19 protein-coding genes and 1 pseudogene are annotated in these 16939 nt (G+C 73.2%); 9 read left to right on the top strand and 11 right to left on the bottom strand.

All coding sequences use genetic code 11. The annotated features are described in order from the left end of the window. Positions 1-21 precede the first annotated feature (21 nt). From AB0D10_RS24370 to AB0D10_RS24360, 3 genes are all read left to right on the top strand, one after another. The gene (locus tag AB0D10_RS24370; protein ID WP_360259918.1) at positions 22-450 is read left to right on the top strand and encodes a (2Fe-2S) ferredoxin domain-containing protein; all 429 of its coding nucleotides are present in this window, start codon (positions 22-24) and stop codon (positions 448-450) included. Positions 451-569: 119 nt separating this feature from the next. After that, positions 570-821, top strand: coding sequence for a hypothetical protein (locus AB0D10_RS24365; RefSeq protein WP_360259916.1), 252 nt, complete (start codon positions 570-572; stop codon positions 819-821). 237 nt (positions 822-1058) lie between these two features. Further along, positions 1059-2726 (top strand): fibronectin type III domain-containing protein, encoded by a 1668-nt coding sequence (locus AB0D10_RS24360; RefSeq protein WP_360259914.1) that lies wholly within the window; start codon positions 1059-1061, stop codon positions 2724-2726. A 60-nt stretch (positions 2727-2786) separates the two neighbouring features. Here the strand turns inward: AB0D10_RS24360 and AB0D10_RS24355 are convergent, their stop codons facing one another. Further along, entirely contained in the window at positions 2787-3119 is a 333-nt protein-coding gene (locus AB0D10_RS24355) for a YnfA family protein (RefSeq protein ID WP_360259912.1), read from the bottom strand. Positions 3120-3137: 18 nt separating this feature from the next. Beyond that, complete coding sequence (locus tag AB0D10_RS24350; RefSeq protein ID WP_360259910.1) at positions 3138-4352, bottom strand: pyridoxal phosphate-dependent aminotransferase; 1215 nt, start codon at positions 4350-4352, stop codon at positions 3138-3140. 97 nt (positions 4353-4449) lie between these two features. Between AB0D10_RS24350 and AB0D10_RS24345 the strand changes: the two are divergent. Continuing rightward, positions 4450-4803, top strand: a pseudogene (locus AB0D10_RS24345) (helix-turn-helix domain-containing protein); the annotation flags it as partial. 320 nt (positions 4804-5123) lie between these two features. Beyond that, positions 5124-5954 carry an SGNH/GDSL hydrolase family protein gene (locus AB0D10_RS24340; protein WP_360259908.1) on the top strand — a complete coding sequence of 277 codons (831 nt, stop codon included), beginning with the start codon at positions 5124-5126 and terminating at the stop codon, positions 5952-5954. On the opposite strand, the gene AB0D10_RS24335 is transcribed toward AB0D10_RS24340, so the two are convergent. Continuing rightward, entirely contained in the window at positions 5948-6601 is a 654-nt protein-coding gene (locus tag AB0D10_RS24335) for a GNAT family N-acetyltransferase (RefSeq protein WP_360259906.1), read from the bottom strand. The genes AB0D10_RS24340 and AB0D10_RS24335 overlap by 7 nt on opposite strands. 125 nt (positions 6602-6726) lie before the next feature. Here AB0D10_RS24335 and AB0D10_RS24330 point away from each other — a divergent pair, with 125 nt between their 5' ends. Further along, positions 6727-7671, top strand: coding sequence for a pentapeptide repeat-containing protein (locus AB0D10_RS24330; RefSeq protein ID WP_360259904.1), 945 nt, complete (start codon positions 6727-6729; stop codon positions 7669-7671). A gap of 80 nt (positions 7672-7751) precedes the next feature. On the opposite strand, the gene AB0D10_RS24325 is transcribed toward AB0D10_RS24330, so the two are convergent. The 5 genes from AB0D10_RS24325 to AB0D10_RS24305 all read right to left on the bottom strand — a co-directional run bounded on the left by AB0D10_RS24325 (position 7752) and on the right by AB0D10_RS24305 (position 10584). Continuing rightward, positions 7752-8486, bottom strand: coding sequence for a tyrosine-protein phosphatase (locus AB0D10_RS24325; RefSeq protein WP_360259902.1), 735 nt, complete (start codon positions 8484-8486; stop codon positions 7752-7754). A 10-nt stretch (positions 8487-8496) separates the two neighbouring features. Further along, positions 8497-9138, bottom strand: coding sequence for a TetR family transcriptional regulator (locus AB0D10_RS24320; RefSeq protein WP_360259900.1), 642 nt, complete (start codon positions 9136-9138; stop codon positions 8497-8499). 144 nt (positions 9139-9282) lie between these two features. Beyond that, on the bottom strand, positions 9283-9606 hold the full coding sequence (locus tag AB0D10_RS24315) for a hypothetical protein (RefSeq protein ID WP_360259898.1): 324 nt from the start codon (positions 9604-9606) through the stop codon (positions 9283-9285). Next, positions 9606-10103 (bottom strand): DUF6232 family protein, encoded by a 498-nt coding sequence (locus AB0D10_RS24310; protein ID WP_360259896.1) that lies wholly within the window; start codon positions 10101-10103, stop codon positions 9606-9608. The genes AB0D10_RS24315 and AB0D10_RS24310 overlap by 1 nt, the downstream gene beginning before the upstream one ends. Before the next feature lie 91 nt (positions 10104-10194). Next, positions 10195-10584, bottom strand: coding sequence for a RidA family protein (locus AB0D10_RS24305; RefSeq protein ID WP_360259894.1), 390 nt, complete (start codon positions 10582-10584; stop codon positions 10195-10197). Between the two features lie 72 nt (positions 10585-10656). On the opposite strand from AB0D10_RS24305, the gene AB0D10_RS24300 reads away from it, so the two are divergent. Next, a complete protein-coding gene (locus AB0D10_RS24300) occupies positions 10657-11619 on the top strand; it encodes a LysR family transcriptional regulator (protein ID WP_360259892.1) in 963 nt (320 codons plus the stop codon). Positions 11620-11658: 39 nt separating this feature from the next. On the opposite strand, the gene AB0D10_RS24295 is transcribed toward AB0D10_RS24300, so the two are convergent. Next, a complete protein-coding gene (locus tag AB0D10_RS24295) occupies positions 11659-12558 on the bottom strand; it encodes an aminoglycoside phosphotransferase family protein (RefSeq protein ID WP_360259889.1) in 900 nt (299 codons plus the stop codon). 74 nt (positions 12559-12632) lie between these two features. Here AB0D10_RS24295 and AB0D10_RS24290 point away from each other — a divergent pair, with 74 nt between their 5' ends. Beyond that, on the top strand, positions 12633-13211 hold the full coding sequence (locus tag AB0D10_RS24290; protein WP_360259887.1) for a hypothetical protein: 579 nt from the start codon (positions 12633-12635) through the stop codon (positions 13209-13211). Here the strand turns inward: AB0D10_RS24290 and AB0D10_RS24285 are convergent. Beyond that, positions 13198-13596: a PPOX class F420-dependent oxidoreductase gene (locus tag AB0D10_RS24285; protein ID WP_360259884.1), complete on the bottom strand. Its 399-nt coding sequence runs from the start codon at positions 13594-13596 to the stop codon at positions 13198-13200. The two genes, AB0D10_RS24290 and AB0D10_RS24285, sit on opposite strands and share 14 nt — an antisense overlap. Before the next feature lie 167 nt (positions 13597-13763). On the opposite strand from AB0D10_RS24285, the gene AB0D10_RS24280 reads away from it, so the two are divergent. After that, positions 13764-16271 (top strand): Tex family protein, encoded by a 2508-nt coding sequence (locus tag AB0D10_RS24280; protein ID WP_360259881.1) that lies wholly within the window; start codon positions 13764-13766, stop codon positions 16269-16271. A 91-nt stretch (positions 16272-16362) separates the two neighbouring features. Here AB0D10_RS24280 and AB0D10_RS24275 read toward each other — a convergent pair whose 3' ends face one another. Further along, positions 16363-16803, bottom strand: coding sequence for an SHOCT domain-containing protein (locus tag AB0D10_RS24275; protein ID WP_360259879.1), 441 nt, complete (start codon positions 16801-16803; stop codon positions 16363-16365). Positions 16804-16939 lie beyond the last annotated feature (136 nt).

Here is a 16939-nt window from a genome sequence, read left to right as displayed (position 1 = left end):
CGACGAGGGGTACCAGGACCGATGAGCCGCCGAGACCGCGACCGCGACGGCGCCCGGGACCACGACCGGAAGCGGGGCGCCGGTTCCCCGGTGACCGTCACCGTCTGCCGCGGCTGCTGCTGCGGCACCGAGGCGAAGCACCCCGGGGTGGACCACGCGGGGCAGTACGAGCGGCTGCGGACGGCGGTGGGCCCGGCGGGCCGGGTCCGTGCCGTGAAGTGCCTGGACGTGTGCTCCCAGTCCAACGTGGTGGTGGTCGGCCCCTCCAGCGAGGGGCGGGCCGCGGGCGGACGGCCGGTGTGGCTCGGCTTCGTGCTGATGGACGAGATGATCGACGACATAGCCGCCTGGGTGCGCGCGGGCGGCCCCGGCCTCGCCGATCCGCCCGGCCTGCTCGACCTCCAGCTGATCTCGGTGTCCCGCCGGGTCCGCGAGGGCCTGCCGGAGTAGCGGTCGCGCCGCCCGGGTCGCCTGACGCATCGTCAGATGCCCGTCCCGGGGTGGCAGGGGAGCCCGCGCCACTACCATGACCGGTGGCGTCGAGCCGTTCCGCGCGAGGGAGGAAGACGATGACGACGGTCTGCCGCATCTGCGCGGGCACCGGCCGGACCGCCGGCCTCAACTGCCGGACCTGCCAGGGCACCGGCACCACCGAGGTGGGCGGCGGGGGCGGCAACTGCTTCCTGTGCGACGGCACCGGCGTGTACGTGCGCTACCGGGTGGACGCGGGCGGCACCAAGCACGCCTACCGGGACGAGATCTGCCGCACCTGTGACGGCACCGGCAACCGGGCCCCCACGCGGTGGGACGATCCCTCCTGACCCTCCTGACCCTCCTGACCCTCCTGACCCTCCGGAGCCCCGCGCCCGCCGGAAGGGGCTCCGTCGACGCCCCATCAGGTGGCGTGACGGACCGGGGTCATGATCCGGGGTCGGGTGGCCATGGACGCGTCCTTTGCCAAGCCATGGTCGAACATTGGCGTTCGAATGGGGGATACGCTGCGGCCCGTTCACCGCGCGTCCGTGTGCGATCCACGAGCCGCTGACAGAGTCCCGCGCATGGATATCCCCAAGATGGGCGTGCCGGCCAAGCTCGCCGACCGCATGAGCACGGCCGAGCAGCACGAGTACCTGCGGGCCCGCTACTCCCGCCGCCGGATGCTGCGCGCCGGCGCCGTGACCGTCGGCGCCGTCGCCGTCGGCGGCGCCCTGGGCAGCGGCACCGCCTTCGCGACGCCGGCCGGCCCGCAGCTGCTGACGGGCGGCACGACGGACGGCATCGACGGCGCGCTGGTCGCGCCGGTCGGCCGCCACCTCCAGTTCGGCCCCGAGCCGGACACCCAGTTCCGCGTCTCCTGGCAGGTCCCGGCGCCGGTCAAGAAGCCGTTCCTGCGCTTCGGCAAGACCCCGTGGGAGCTCAGCCACAAGGTCCAGGCCGAGGTCCGCGCGCTGCACACCCCGGCGCTGACCCCCACCGGCCAGCCGGTGGACCAGTACTACCTGCACGTGGCGCTGGAGGACCTGCACCCCGACACCACCTACTACTACGGTGTCGGCCACGAGGGCTTCGACCCCGCCTCGCAGCAGCAGATCTCCACCCTGCACACCTTCCGCACCGCGCCCTCCCGCGACCACCGCTGGGGCAAGGTGTACGAGCCGTTCACCTTCACCGCCTTCGGTGACCAGGGCGTCAGCGCGCACGCGGCGGGCAACGACCACGTCATCAAGGCGCAGAAGCCGGCCTTCCACCTGCACGCCGGCGACATCTGCTACGCCGACCCGGCCGGCTCCGGCACCGACCCGGACAGGTCCGTCTTCAACGCGAAGACTTGGGACGACTTCCTGGTCCAGACCGAGACGGTCGCCGCCGAGATCCCGTGGATGGTCGCCTACGGCAACCACGACGTCGAGGCCTGGTACTCGCCCAACGGCTACGGCGGCGAGAACACCCGCTTCTTCCTGCCGAACAACGGTCCGGACCCGCGCAACGTCCCCGGCGTCTACACCTTCCGCTACAAGAACGTCGGCGTCATCTCCCTGGACGCCAACGACGTCTCCTACGAGATCCCGGCCAACCTCGGCCTCTCGGCGGGCAAGCAGACCAAGTGGCTGGAGCGCACCCTCAAGGACCTGCGGAACGACGAGACGATCGACTTCGTCGTGGTCTTCTTCCACCACTGCGCCTTCTCCACCACCGTCGCGCACGCCTCCGAGGGCGGCGTCCGCGAGGCCTGGGTGCCGCTGTTCGAGAAGTACCGCGTGGACCTGGTCATCAACGGCCACAACCACATCTACGAGCGCACCGACGCCATCCTGGGCAACAAGGTCTCGAAGCAGGTGCCGAGCGGTGCCACCATCGAGCCCGAGAAGGACGGCGTGGTCTACGTGACCGCGGGCGCGGCCGGCCGCAGCCTGTACAAGTTCGACGTGCCGGACACCTACGAGGGGCACGAGAACCACCAGGACGAGGTCACCACCTACTACTGGAGCAAGGGCCGGGTGAAGACCCCCGAGACCATCCAGTGGTCGCGGGTGCGCTACACCGGCTACTCCTTCATCAAGGTCGACGTCACCCCGGCCCACCTGGGCCAGAAGTCGGTCATGAAGGTCACCGCGCTGGCCGAGGACGGCACGCAGATCGACAACTACTCGATCCTGCGCAAGGTCGGCGAGGGCTGGGACTCGAACCGCGACGACGACGGCGAGGGCGGCGGCTGGGGCTGGTAGTCCCGGCGGTCGTGACGGTGCCCCGGTGTCGGTTCCTCCGACACCGGGGCACCGGCGCGTTCAGCGCCGGGGGCCGTACATGATGACGGCGACCCCGGCCAGGCAGATCAGCGCGCCCGCGACGTCGTAGCGGGTCGGCCGGAAGCCGTCCGCCACCACGCCCCAGACCAGCGAGCCGGCCACGAACACCCCGCCGTACGCGGCCAGCACCCGGCCGAACTGGCTGTCCGGCTGCAGCGCCGCGACGAAGCCGTAGGCGCCGAGCGCCACCACGCCCAACCCGGCGAGCCACCACGGCCGTTGCTCGCGCACGCTCTGCCAGACCAGCCAGCAGCCGCCGATCTCGGCGAGCGCGGCGAGGGCGAACAGGGCGACGGAGCGCAGGACGGTCATGAGGTCGAGCGTAGGTGTTCAGCCCTGGCGGTACGTCGCCAGGAAGCGGCCGATCCGGTTGATGGCCGTCTCCAGGTCGTCGGCCCGGGGCAGGGTGACGAAGCGGAAGTGGTCCGGGCGGGGCCAGTTGAAACCGGTGCCCTGGACGACGTGGATCTTCTCGCGCAGCAGCAGGTCCAGCACGAACTGCTCGTCGTCGACGATCCGGTGCACCGCCGGGTCCAGCTTGGCGAAGGCGTACAGGGCGCCCTTGGGCTTGACGCAGCTGACGCCGGGGATCTCGTTGAGCGCCCGGACCGCGATGTCGCGCTGTTCGGTGAGCCGGCCGCCGGGCAGCACCAGGTCGTTGATGGACTGGTGGCCGCCGAGCGCGGCCTGGACGGCGAACTGGGCGGGCACGTTGGGGCACAGCCGCATGCCGGAGAGCATGGTGAGGCCCTCCAGGTAGTCGGTGGCGTGCTGCTTGGGACCGGAGACGACCAGCCAGCCGCTGCGGAAGCCGGCCACCCGGTAGGACTTGGAGAGGCCGTTGAAGGTGAGGGTGAGCACGTCGTCGGCGAGCGCGGCCAGGCAGTGGTGCTCGGTGCCGTCGTAGAGGATCTTGTCGTAGATCTCGTCGGCGAGGACCATCAGCTGGTGGCGGCGGGCCAGGTCGAGGATGCCCTCCAGCAGTTCCTTCGGGTAGACCGCGCCGGTGGGGTTGTTGGGGTTGATGACGACGATCGCCTTGGTGCGGGCGGTGATCTTGGCGGCGATGTCGTCCAGGTCCGGGTACCACTCGGCCCCTTCGTCGCACAGGTAGTGCACGGCCTTTCCGCCGGCCAGCCGGACCACGGCCGTCCAGAGCGGGTAGTCGGGCATCGGCACGAGCACCTCGTCGCCGTCGTCCACCAGCGCGGTGACGGCCATCTGGATCAGCTCGGAGGCACCGTTGCCGAGGTAGACGTCGTTGACGCCGACGCCCTGGACCCCGCGCTGCTGGTAGTACTGCACCACGGCGCGGCGGGCCGGCAGGATGCCGCGCGAGTCGCTGTAGCCGTGCGCCTTGGGCAGGTTGCGGATGATGTCCTGGACGATCTCCTCGGGCGCCTCGAAGCCGAACGGGGCGGGGTTGCCGGTGTTCAGCCGCAGCACCGTGTGCCCGGCCTCCTCCAGGGCGTTGGCCTGGTCGACCACCGGCCCGCGGATCTCGTAGCACACGTCATTCAGCTTGCTGGACTGCCGAAACTCCATCTGTGGCCTCCCGACCGTCACCACCGCTCCGCTGCTTCCACTTTGTTCTACCAAGTTGGCACTTGGAAAGTCCAACCTCTTGGCTATGCTGATCGACATGTCACGCCGAAGCTACGACCAGTACTGCGCCGTCGCCCGCGCCCTGGACGCGGTGGGGGAGCGCTGGAGCCTCCTGATCGCCCGTGAACTCCTCGACGGTCCGCGCCGCTACACCGACCTGCACGCCGACCTGCCCGGGGTCTCCACCGACATCCTGGCCGGCCGGCTCAAGCAGCTGGAGGGCGAAGGGCTGGTCACCAGGCGGCGGCTGGAACGCCCGGCCAACGCGACGGTCTACGAGCTGACCGGGCGCGGCCGCGAACTGCGCCCGGTCATCGAGGCGCTGGGTGAGTGGGGCCTGGCCGCCCTCGGCGAGCAGCGGCCCACCGACGCCGTGCGCGAGCACTGGTTCACGCCCAGGAAGACGGAGGACGCGTCGGCGTCCGTCGAGGGCTGACGCGCCACGGACGGTGCGCGCACTCGGCGGTGCCGGCGACCCGGGCGACTCGGGTAGCACGGGGGCGCGGGCAGCACGGGCGGAGCGGCGAACGGGGCGGCGGCAAGGCCCCCGTCGCCGGCCGCCGCCCCGTGACCTCAGGATGGCGCGGGCCGATAAACGAACGGTCGGTGTGCGATGAGCGCCGAGGTCAGGGGCCTCGCCGCAGGGCCGCGCAGGCGCACACGTACGATCGTCGGACCGCGACGCCGTCCCAGGAGAGCGGAGGCCAGCCCGTGCCCACCACCCACCGCAGCTACGCCGACTACGTTGCCCTCGGCGACTCCTTCACCGAAGGCATGTGCGACGACCTGCTGCCCGACGGCCACTACCGCGGCTGGGCCGACCGGGTCGCCTCGGCGCTGGCGGCGGAACGCGCGGACGGCGGCTTCCGGTACGCCAACCTCGCTGTCCGCGGCAAGCTCATCGGCCAGATCCACGACGAGCAGCTCGCCCCCGCCGCCGCCATGGGCGCCGACCTGGTCACCCTCGCCGGCGGCCTCAACGACGTGCTGCGCCCCGGCTGCGACATCGACCGGGTCGAGCGGCTGCTCGGGGACTGCGCCCGCGAACTGCGTGCCACCGGCGCCACCGTCGTCCTGTTCACCAGCACCGACCCCACCCGCAGGATGGCGGGCGGCGCCCGGCTGCTGCCCACCATCCTGAGGATGAAGGCCTTCGTGCAGGAGCTGGGCGCCCAGGACGGCTTCGCCGTCGTCGACCTCTTCTCCGCACCCTGCTTCGACGACCGCCGACTGTGGGCCGAGGACCGGCTGCACCTCTCCCCGGAGGGCCACCGGCGGGTCGCCGAAGGCGTCCTGGAAGCCCTCGGCCGCCCCGCCTCCTTCGACTGGCGCGCCCCGCTGCCCGCCGCCGCCCCGCCCGGTCGCGCCGAACGGATGCGCGCCGACGCCCGCTGGCTGCGCACCCACCTCGGCCCCTGGATCGGCCGCCGCCTGACCGGCCGCTCCTCCGGCGACGGCCGCCCGCCGAAGCGGGCCGAGCTGCTGCCGTACTCCTGGGCCGGACCGGGGGCTCGGCCGCGCCCGTCCCCGGGCGGTCAGTGACTGTCCGTCGGCTCCAGGACGAGGCTCGCCATCGGGGCGTGCGTGGTCCAGCCGAGCGCGGTGTAGAGCGCCTGCCCCTCCGGCGTGCCGACCAGCACGCCGGTGCGCGCGCCCCGCTCGTACGCGGCGGACTGCAGCGTCCGCATCACCAGGACGCCCAGGCCCCGGCGGCGGAACTCCGGCGCGGTGGTGATCTGGTCCGGGACGGCCACCGGGCCGGCCAGGCCCGCCTGGCCTCGTGCCGCGAGGTGCCCGGCACCGGTGCGTACCAGGACCCGGAGGACGCCGCCGCGCTCCCAGGTGGTCACGGTGAAACCGGCCGGGGGCTCGGGCCGCTCGGGGGCGAGCGGGACGCTCATCAGGAAGCCCGGCGCGTCCAGCCGCCACTGCGGCCCCAGCCAGGGGCGGACGGTGGCGTCCTCGGCGAAGAGCTTCAGCCAGGTGGTCGGCGCCGTGGTGTCCGCGGCGATCTTGCGGACCTCGGTCTCGGTCGGCTCGGGCAGCACGTGCCGGCCCACCTCGCCGACCGGCGCGCCGACGTCGATGGTCCAGCCCCAGGGCTGGTCCACCGGCTCGGCGGAGCCGCGCGAGACGGCCCAGCCCGAGATCCACATCCGGACCAGCTCCCTGATGCCCGGTTCCTGCATGGCACGCACCCCCGTGTAATGGTCTCTCCTGTCATTGATACCTTACCGGCGCTCGGGGGGGTCTGCCCAGTAGGATTTCCGGGTTCACGGCGTCGCACCGGCGCCCGGCTGGAAGGACCCGGAACGTGCGCGAGACCGAGCCGCCGCAGGACCCCCCGGCGGCCGAACCGACCCCGCTCCGGTCCGACTGCGGCAGCTGCTTCGGGCTCTGCTGCGTCGCCCTGCCGTTCTCGGCCGGCACCGACTTCGCCGTGAACAAGGCCGCCGGCAGCCCCTGCCGCAACCTGCGGACCGACTTCACCTGCGGCATCCACGCGCGACTGCGCGACAGCGGCTTCCAGGGCTGCACCGTCTACGACTGCTTCGGCGCCGGGCAGCGGGTCTCCCAGGTGACCTTCGGCGGCCGCAGCTGGCGCGAGGAGCCGGACAGCGCCGGGCCGATGTTCGAGGTCTTCCCGGTCGTGCGGCAGCTGCACGAACTCCTCCGGTACCTCACCGAGGCGCTCACCTTCGAACCCGCCCGCTCCGTCCACGCCGACCTCCGGCAGGCCCTGGAGGAGACCGACCGGCTGGCCGGCGGCACCCCCGAGGAGATCCTCGCCGTCGACGTCCCGGCCCACCGGCAGCGCGTCAGCGACCTCCTGCTGCGTGCGAGCGAACTCGTCCGCGCCGCCGTCCCGCGCCGCCGCGAGCACCGCGGCGGGGACCTCTTCGGCGCCCGGCTGCGCGGCGCCGACCTGCAGGGGGCCAACCTGCGCGGGGCGCTCCTGGTGGCCGCCGACCTCTCCGGCGCCGACCTGCGCCTGGCCGACCTGATCGGCGCCGACCTGCGCGACACCGACCTGGCCGGCGCCGACCTCAGCACGGCCCTCTACCTCACCCAGGCCCAGCTGCACGCCGCCCGCGGCGACGCCGCCACCCGCCTCCCGGCCGGCCTCACCCGGCCCGCCCACTGGCCCGCCACGGCGGCGCCGGCGGCGGGCCGGGCGGCGAAGCCCCGGTCCGGTGCACGGCCGGGCGCCGCGGCCGGCAAGGGCGACGGCCGTCCGGCCCGGGGGCGCCGCCGCTAGGCCACGAGGCCACGAGGGCAGGGATCAGGGGCCGGGGGGCCGCTGGGCCGGGGTGGCCGGTCTCCCGCGCGGGGTGCGGCTCAGCCGGTCAGCAGCCGGGTGCGCAGGGCGTCGATCCGGTCGCGGTCGATGCCGAGGGTGCCGGTGAGGTAGCCCTCGACGGAGCCGTGGCGGGCGGCCAGATCGGCGAGGGTGAGGCGGATGACGGCCTCCGGTGCGCGGCCGTAGCCGGGCCAGCGCAGGGTGCGGCCGGGGTGGGCGGCGTGCCACTCGGCGACGAAGTGCGCGGTGGCGAGTTCGGTGAGGGCGAAGTCGGCGGCGATGTCGTCCTCGGCGACGCCGAGCAGGGTGAGCAGCAGGGCGGCGACGAGCCCGGTGCGGTCCTTGCCGGAGGCGCAGTGGACGACCACCGGGGCGTCGGCGTCGGTGATCACGTCGAGGACCTGGCGGATCTCCTTCACCCCGTCCTCGGCGACCTCGGCGAAGCGGTCGGCGAGGTAGCGCCAGGGGTCGAGCTCGGGGTCGATCTCGGCCTGGTCGTACGGGCGGTGCTCGATGGAGAGGTTGTGGTACTCCACCCCGGCCACGTCGGGCATCCGGCCCTTGGCGGCGATCTCCCAGGGGTAGCGGAGGTCGATCACGGTGCGGACGCCGAGTGCCCGGAGCCGGTCGAGGTCGGCGGGCGAGGCGAGCTTGCCGAGCGAGTCGGAGCGGTAGAGCAGGCCCCACCGGACGGACCGTCCCCCGGCGGCCGGATAGCCGCCCAGGTCGCGGAAGTTGTGCAGGGCATCGAAGGCGTGGTGACGCGTTGTCATGTGCGGCACTCTAGCCAGCGGCGGGCGGACCGTAGCCGTGGGCGAGGTGGTCGAAGGCGCGGGTGGCGTCGCCGGCCGCCTCGGCGTGCAGGTCGTCGGCGGTGCGGCCGCCGTCCTGGATGCGGCGCCAGTTGTGCAGGGCGAGGACCCGCTGGGTGGCGGTGACCTGGGCGGCGAGCAGTGCGGCGGAGAGCTCGCGGGGCTCGGGGAGGTCGGGGGTCTCGCGCAGGGCGTCGGCCAGGGACCGTTCGGCGCGGGCCACGTACTCGCCGACCCGGGCGGCCAGGCTGGGGGTGCCGTGGACCAGGGCGGTGAAGGCGAGCACGGCGGGGTGGTCGTTGAGGCCGGTGACGGGGTCGCGCCAGGTGAGGCCGGTCAGGAAGTCGCGGAGCAGGGCTTCGATCACGGGCTCGCCGGGGAGCCGGGTGCGGACGACCTCCGCCGCCTGTTCCTGGTGGTCGGCGAAGCGGTGGACGACCAGATCCTCCTTGCTGGGGAAGTAGGAGAACAGCGTCGGCTTGGAGACCTCGGCGGCCGCCGCGACCTCCGCCACCGACACCCGGTCGAAACCGTGCTCCAGGAAGAGGGCGATGGCGGCCTCCGAGATGGCCCGCCGGGTCTGCTCCTTCTTGCGCTCGCGCAGTCCGCTCATGGGGTCAGGCTAACAGGACGCTTGACCCGGGAAGGTTTTTTGCCTGGTCTCGCCGCCGGTGCCCGGTGCCCGGTGCCCGGTGCCCGGTGCCCGGTGCCCGGTGCCCGCTGTCCGGCGTCCGCCGTTCCCGCGGGCATCCGGTCCTCAGGAACCGAGCGACTCCAGGATCCGGCGGATCGACTCGACCACCGGGGCGCCCGCCGTCACCAGGGAGGCGACGCCGGAGATGTTCCGCAGTGCGCGCCGCAGGACGGGCGGCGGCGTGGCGGTGCCGTCACCGAGGGCCTCCAGCGACTCGTCCAGCACCTCCCGGTCCTCGGCCGGCACCTGTCCGCGCAGGGCGTGCACGGCGGCGACGAGTTCGCGCATCGCGGCCTGGGGGTCGGCCGGGGCCTGGTTCTTGACGATGCCGATGTTGTGGTCGCCGTGCTGGGTGACGGAGTCGCCGAAGTGGATGTTGCCGGTCATCAGCCCACCTGCTTCCCGATGTTGTGGTCGCCGTACTGGTTGATCTTGTCGCCGATGTGGACGTTCTCCACCTGGAGGGCGAACTCGGCCTGGGGGTTGTCGATCGCCTCCATGATCATCTGGATCAGGTCGCCGATCTGCCGCGGGTCATGGCTCACCACCGCGGTGGTCGAGGAGTTGGAGGTCTCGATGACCAGCTTGTACAGCGCCCGCTGGCGCAGCCTGGTGACCAGACGGTAGGTGATGAAGGCCAGGCCGGCGAGCAGCAACAGCCCCGGGAGGGCCGCCGCCTGCGACTTCTCGACCGAGTTCCGGACGAGCGTGCCGAGGATGGCGGTGGCGAACACCAGCCCGAACAGCTGCCGGACGAACCGGATGATCGTCCACGAGCGTTTGGGCGGCCACCAGACCAACTGCCGCGCCCGGGCGATGTGCTGCAACGGGTACGCGTCGCCACCGATCCACAGCACCCGCCGGCTCACGCTGACGTCGATCACGTTCCGAGCCAAGTCCGTTCCCCCTGAGCGTAGTGGCGGGAGAACCATAGCAACCGGCACCGACGTCGTGACGGTGGATCAGCCGTACGGGTCAGGCCGCGGCCAGGCGGGCGGTGACCTCGACCTCGATCCTCATCCGGGGGTCGGCGAGCCCGCACACCTGCATCGTGGCGGCCGGTCGGACGTCGCCGAAGCAGCGGCGCAGGACCGGCCAGCAGGGCTCGAAGTCCGCACGCTCGGGCAGCAGGTAGCGCACCCGGACCACGTCGGTGAAGCCGCAGCCGGCCTCGGCCAGCGCGGCTGCGACGTTGCGCAGGCACTGCTCGGCCTGCTCGACCACGTCGTCGGAGATGGTCATGGTGGTGTAGTCGAAGCCGGTCGTCCCGGACACGTGGACCCGGTCGCCGTCCACCACGGCGCGGGCGTAGCCGATCTGCTCCTCGAAGGTCGAACCGCTGAGGATCGCGCGTCGCTCTGTCATGCCGGGAACGCTAGGTGAGCTGCGGAGATACGTCCAAGACCCGCAGCGGGATGATCTGATATCCCTGGAGGTATGGAGCGCCCCGAACTCCCCCTGCCGCAACTGCACGCCTTCGTCGTGCTCGCCGAGGAACTGCACTTCGGCCACGCCGCCGCCCGGCTCGGCATCGCCCAGCCGCCGCTGAGCCAGCAGATCCGGCGGCTGGAGGAGAAGGTCGGCCACCCGCTGTTCCGCCGTGACCCCGGCGGCGTCGCCCTGACACCGGCCGGACGCGAACTCCTGCCCGCCGCACGGCGGGCGCTGACCGGCCTCGCCGACGCGCTGGCCGCCGCCCGTGCCGTCGGCAGCGGCGAGGCCGGCCGACTGCGGATCGGCTTCTCCGCCTCCCTCGCCCTGACCGTCCTGCCCGGTCTGCTGAACGCCTTCCGGCGGCAGCACCCCGCCGTGCGGCTGGACCTGCGCGAGATGACCAGTGCGCCGCAGATCGCCGCGCTGCACGACCGGAGCATCGACGCCGGCCTGCTGCGCGAACCGCCGGCGGACGAGCCGGAGCTGCGCTTCCGCACGCTCCTCACCGAGCCGTTCGTGGCCGTGCTGCCGGCGGACCACCCGCTGGCCGGCCGACGGACCGTCCGGCCGGCGCAGTTGGCGGACGAGCCGTTCGTGCTGCTGCCCCGGGAGGACGGGCCGCAGCTGTACGACCGGATCACCGGCCTGTGCACCGGGGCGGGCTTCACCCCGAGGATCGGGCAGCACGCGGTGGAGTGGCAGACGGTGTGCGCCCTGGTCGGGGCCGGGCTGGGCGTCTCGCTGGCCCCGGCGGGCATCCGGCGGATCCGGCTGCGGGGCGTGGCCTTCCGCCGGATCGAGCCCGGCACGGCCCGGACCCGGGTCGCCGTCGCCTGGCGCGCAGGCGATCCCGACCCGCTGGTGCGCCACCTGCTGGCGGCCGCCGGCGAGGGGCTGCCCGGTGACGCAGCGGCCGCCGGAGGACCGGCCGACGGAGGACCGGCCGACGGAAGGCCGGCCGACTGAGGACCGGCCGAGGTGTTCCGGGACGGGCCCGGCGGGCGTCTAGACGCTGCGGTCGGCGAGCACCTCGCGCACGACGTGGCGGGCGTTGGCGGTCAGCGCCGCGTCGGTGTGGCGGTAGTAGGGGATCGTCACCAGGGCGATGGAGAAGGCCCAGGCCCGGCCGCGGGCCCACATGGCGTCGTCGGCGCGCAGGGCGGCACGGAAGGTGGGGCGGGCGGTGGCGGGCAGCAGGTTCCAGGCGGCGATCAGGTCGGCGGTCGGGTCGCCGACGCCCATCAGGGCGAAGTCGATGACGGCGGCGAGCCGGCCGGTCCGGGACAGCAGCAGATTGCCGGGGGTGAGGTCGCCGTGCATCCAGACCGGCGGTCCGGCGTAGTCGGGCACCCGTAGCGCCTTGTCCCACAGGGCGGTTGCGGCCGCGGTGTCGATCGAGCCGGCGAGCTGGGCGATGGCCGCCCGGGTCGAGCCGTCCCGGGAGGCGAGCGGGACGCTGCGGTGACCGGCCGGGGCGTCGGCCGGGTCGACGGCGCGCAGGGCGTTCACGAAGCCGGCCAGGTCGCGGGCCAGGGCGTCGGGTGCGGCGAGCACGCCGACCGCCGGGTTGACGCCGTCGATCCAGTGCAGCACCGACCACTCCCACGGGTAGCCGGCGGCGGGCCGGCCGACCGCGAGCGGGGCTGGCACCGGCAGCGGCAGCCGCGGTGCCAGCGCGGGCAGCCAGCGGTGCTCCCGACGGACGTTCCCGGCCGCCCACTCCACCCGGGGCAGCCGGACGGCGAGTTCGGGCCCGAGGCGGAACATCGCGTTGTCCGCCCCGGCGGAGCCGACCGGCGTGATGGGAAGGCGCTCCCACTGCGGGAACTGGGCGGCGATCAACCGCCGTACCAGGGCCGCGTCGACCACCGGCTCGTCGGGGTGCATCCGGGTGGCAGCGCACATGCCCGGCAGCGTACAGCTCCGATCGTTTCCGTTCAGCCGTATTTCCCAACTGCGTGGACTTGTAGGCTGACGACATGGTGATCGGGCGGCAGACGGCGGGGGAACGACGGGCCCTGCGCGCGGCCCTGGCCGGGCTGGCGCTGCTCGTCCTACTGGGCGCGGTCGGGTGGTACAGCGAGCGCTCGGGCGGCCTGCTGGCGCTGCGCGACTGGTTCGACCGGCCGCTGCTGCTGTTCACCGTCGCGCTGCCGCTGCTGCTGGCGGTCCTGTACTGCGTCACCTGGCGGGCCTGGATCCGGGTGGTCCTGGGCATCGGCGTGCTGCTGACGGCCGCGGCGACGGTGCCGCTGTGGGTCTTCCTGGACGACCCGCAGGTCACCGGGACGCAGGGCGCGCCCGACCGGCCGGACCGGCGGATCGTCCGGCAGGAGGAGCCCGGGATGCTCAGCACCGCCCAGTGGGTCTTCGTCGACCAGGGCACCGGACTGACCACCCGCCGCTGGCAGGTCGCCTACGCGGGCTTCCGGTACGGCGACTCGATCGACGCCGTCTGGGACGGCCCGGACCGGATCAGGCTGACCTCCGGCGGCCGGACCACGGTGATCGACCTGGCCGCCGACGGCCGACCCAGCGGATCGCTCACGCTGGCGTGACCTGCACCCGCACCCCGATCGTGCCGTCCTTGCCGAACCGCAGCACGTTCGCGGTCAGCGCGATCGCGCACAGCAGCCCGTACTTGCGCCGCAGCAGCTTGCGGTAGGCGGGCGCCCGGACCGGGTCGAGCACGGCCGTGGCCGGGACCTGCGGGCCGAGCAGGTTGCCGCGGATGTCACTGGGGCCGACCAGCACGTCCCGGCGGTTGCGCAGGCGCTTGACCTTGCCGGTCTTCGTCACGGTGGTGAAGACCAGCGCGTCGCCGTCCCGCGCGACCCAGACCGGGGTGGCCACCGGAGCGCCGTTCCTCCGGTAGGTGGTGAACAGCAGGTACTTGGCGGCGGCGAGCCGCTCCAACTCGGCGGCAGCGTCCAGAGTGTCCATGCCCGCCAGCCTAGGGAGCCGCAACTGGGCATCGCTTGAGTCTCCTTGGGGCCGCCGGCCGGGCGCGCCACGCCCGGCCGGCACGGGTGCGGCCGGGCGTCGTCGCCGGTACCTGCCAGAATGCAGGGCGTACGGCGAAAGCACTGAAGGAGAAGGTGACCGGCTTCGTGACCACGCCAGTCGAACAGGTGGCCCGGCAGGCCCAGCACGCGATCGAGCGCAAGATCGCCGAGGAACTGGGCGTCCGCGAGGGGCAGGTGAAGGCGGCCGTCGACCTGCTCGACGGCGGCGCGACCGTGCCCTTCGTGGCCCGCTACCGCAAGGAGGCCACCGGATCCCTCGACGACACCCAGCTGCGCGGCCTGGAGGAGCGGCTGCGCTACCTGCGCGAGCTGGAGGAGCGCCGGGCGGCCGTCCTGGAATCGATCGAGTCCCAGGGCAAGCTGGACGACGCGCTGCGCGCCCGGGTGCTCGCCGCGGACTCCAAGGCCCGGCTGGAGGACATCTACCTCCCGTTCAAGCCGAAGCGGCGCACCAAGGCGCAGATCGCCCGCGAGGCAGGGCTGGAGCCGCTGGCCGACACCCTGCTCGCCGACCCCGCCCAGGACCCGGCGGTCCTCGCCGCCGGCTACCTCAACGAGTCGGTGGCGGACGCCCCGGCGGCCCTGGAGGGCGCCCGCGCGATCCTGGTCGAGCGTTTCGGCGAGGACGCCGACCTGGTCGGCTCGCTGCGCGAGCGGATGTGGACCCGCGGCCGCGTGGTCGCCACGGTCCGCGACGGCAAGGAGCAGGACGGCGCCAAGTTCGCCGACTACTTCGACTTCGCCGAGCCCTTCACCAAGCTCCCCTCGCACCGCATCCTGGCGATGCTGCGCGGCGAGAAGGAGGAGGTGCTCGACCTCGAACTCTCGCCCCACGACGGCGAATCCGAGGGCGACCTGCCCGGCGCCAACGACTACGAGCAGCGGATCTCCGCCCGCTTCGGCATCGCCGACCGCGGCCGCCCCGCCGACAAGTGGCTCGGCGACACCGTCCGCTGGGCCTGGCGCACCCGGATCCTGGTGCGCCTCGGCATCGACCAGCGGGCCCGGCTGCGCGTCGAGGCGGAGGAGGAGGCGGTGCGCGTCTTCGCCGCCAACCTGCGCGACCTGCTGCTCGCCGCCCCGGCCGGCACCCGCGCCACCATGGGCCTGGACCCGGGCTTCCGCACCGGCGTGAAGGTCGCCGTGGTGGACGCCACCGGCAAGGTCGTCGCCCACGACACGATCTACCCGCACCAGCCCGCCAACAAGTGGGACGCGGCCCTGAACACCCTCGCCGCGCTGGCGAAGAAGCACGACGTCGACCTGGTGGCGATCGGCAACGGCACGGCCTCCCGGGAGACCGACAAGCTCGCCGAGGACCTGATCAAGCGCCACCCGGAGCTGAAGCTCACCAAGGCGATGGTCAGCGAGGCCGGCGCCTCGGTCTACTCGGCCTCCGCGTTCGCCTCGCAGGAACTGCCGGAGCTGGACGTGTCGATCCGCGGCGCGGTCTCGATCGCCCGCCGCCTGCAGGACCCGCTGGCCGAGCTGGTCAAGATCGACCCCAAGTCGATCGGCGTCGGCCAGTACCAGCACGACCTGAGCGAGGTGAAGCTCTCCCGCTCACTGGACGCCGTGGTCGAGGACTGCGTCAACGCCGTCGGGGTGGACGTCAACACGGCCTCGGCGCCGCTGCTCACCCGGGTCTCCGGCATCACCGGCACGCTGGCCGACAACATCGTCGCCCACCGCGACGCCAACGGCCCGTTCCGCACCCGCAGGCAGCTGAAGGACGTCTCCCGGCTCGGCCCCAAGGCCTTCGAGCAGTGCGCGGGCTTCCTGCGCATCCCCGGCGGCGAGGACCCGCTGGACGCCTCCAGCGTGCACCCCGAGGCGTACCCGGTGGTGCGCCGGATCCTCGCCGCGACCGGCGGGGAGCTGCGGGAGCTGATCGGCAACGGCGAGCGGCTGCGCGCGCTGCGCCCGGCGGACTTCGCCGACGACACCTTCGGCGTCCCGACCGTCACCGACATCCTCGGCGAGCTCGACAAGCCCGGCCGCGACCCTCGCCCGGCCTTCCGCACCGCGACCTTCAAGGAGGGCGTCGACAAGATCGGCGACCTGGAGGTCGGCATGGTGCTGGAGGGCGTGGTCACCAACGTCGCCGCCTTCGGGGCCTTCGTGGACGTGGGCGTCCACCAGGACGGGCTGGTGCACGTCTCTGCGCTGTCCAGGACCTTCGTGAAGGACCCGCGCGAGGTCGTCAAGCCCGGCGACATCGTGAAGGTCCGGGTGGTCTCGGTGGACGTGCCGCGCAAGCGGATCGGGCTCACCCTGCGGCTGGACGACGAGGTCGGGCGCGAGCGCGGGGACCAGGGCGACCGGGGCGGCGACCGCGGGGACCGGGGCGACCGGCAGGCCCGTCCGCCGCGTCAGGAGCGGCGCGGCGGCGGTCCGGGCGGTCAGGGCGGTCAGGGCGGCCAGGGCGGCCAGGACCGGCGCGGTGGCCAGGGCGGTCGTGACCGTGGCGACCGTGGCGGCTCCGGCGGCGCGGCGCCGGCCAACAGCGCCATGGCGGACGCGCTGCGGCGGGCCGGCCTGACCGGTGGCGGCGACGGCGGCTCGGGCGACCGGCGCTCCGGCCGGCGCTGACCGGATCCGGGTGCACGACGGCGGGGCCGGTGGACACCACGTCCACCGGCCCCGCCGTCGTACCGGTCACCGTGCCGGGGCACCGCTCCGGTCAGGTCAGGATCTTGTCCTTGGCCTTCTGGTACTCCTCCTCGGAGATGGCGCCCTTCTCCTTCAGGTCCGCCAGTTTCGCCAGGTCGTCGACGTGGCCGGCGCCGCCGCCGGCCGCGTCGGACGCCGCCGCGTCCCGGATGTAGGCCTTGAACGCGGCGTCGTTCTGCCTGGCCTGCTCGATGTCGCGCCGGCCCATCGACTGCCCGCGGGCGATCAGGTAGACCAGGACGCCGATCAGGGGCAGGAGGATCACCAGGACCAGCCAGCCGGCCTTGCCCCAGCCGCTGAGGTCGTGGCTGCGGAAGATGTCCGTGATGATCTTGAACAGCAGGAAGAACCAGAGGATCCAGACGAACAGCTCCAGCATCGTCCAGAAGATGTTGAGCAGCGGGTAGTCGGTCGCGGCCAACGGTGACGCGGTCAGCGAAGAGGTGTCCATGGGTGATTCATATCACCACAAATCGGACACATGCCCCTGCTGTTCGGCCATTCCGGTGATCCTTCCCCGGAGCGGGACTAGCCCGGCCGCGCGGGTGACCGGTCCTGCCCGTGACCGGTCCTGCCCGTGACGGGTC

Source organism: Kitasatospora sp. NPDC048545 (genome assembly GCF_040651155.1).
Lineage (GTDB): Bacteria > Actinomycetota > Actinomycetes > Streptomycetales > Streptomycetaceae > Kitasatospora.
Note: the sequence above shows the minus strand (reverse complement) of the source record. Positions and strands in the feature narration are given on the sequence as shown.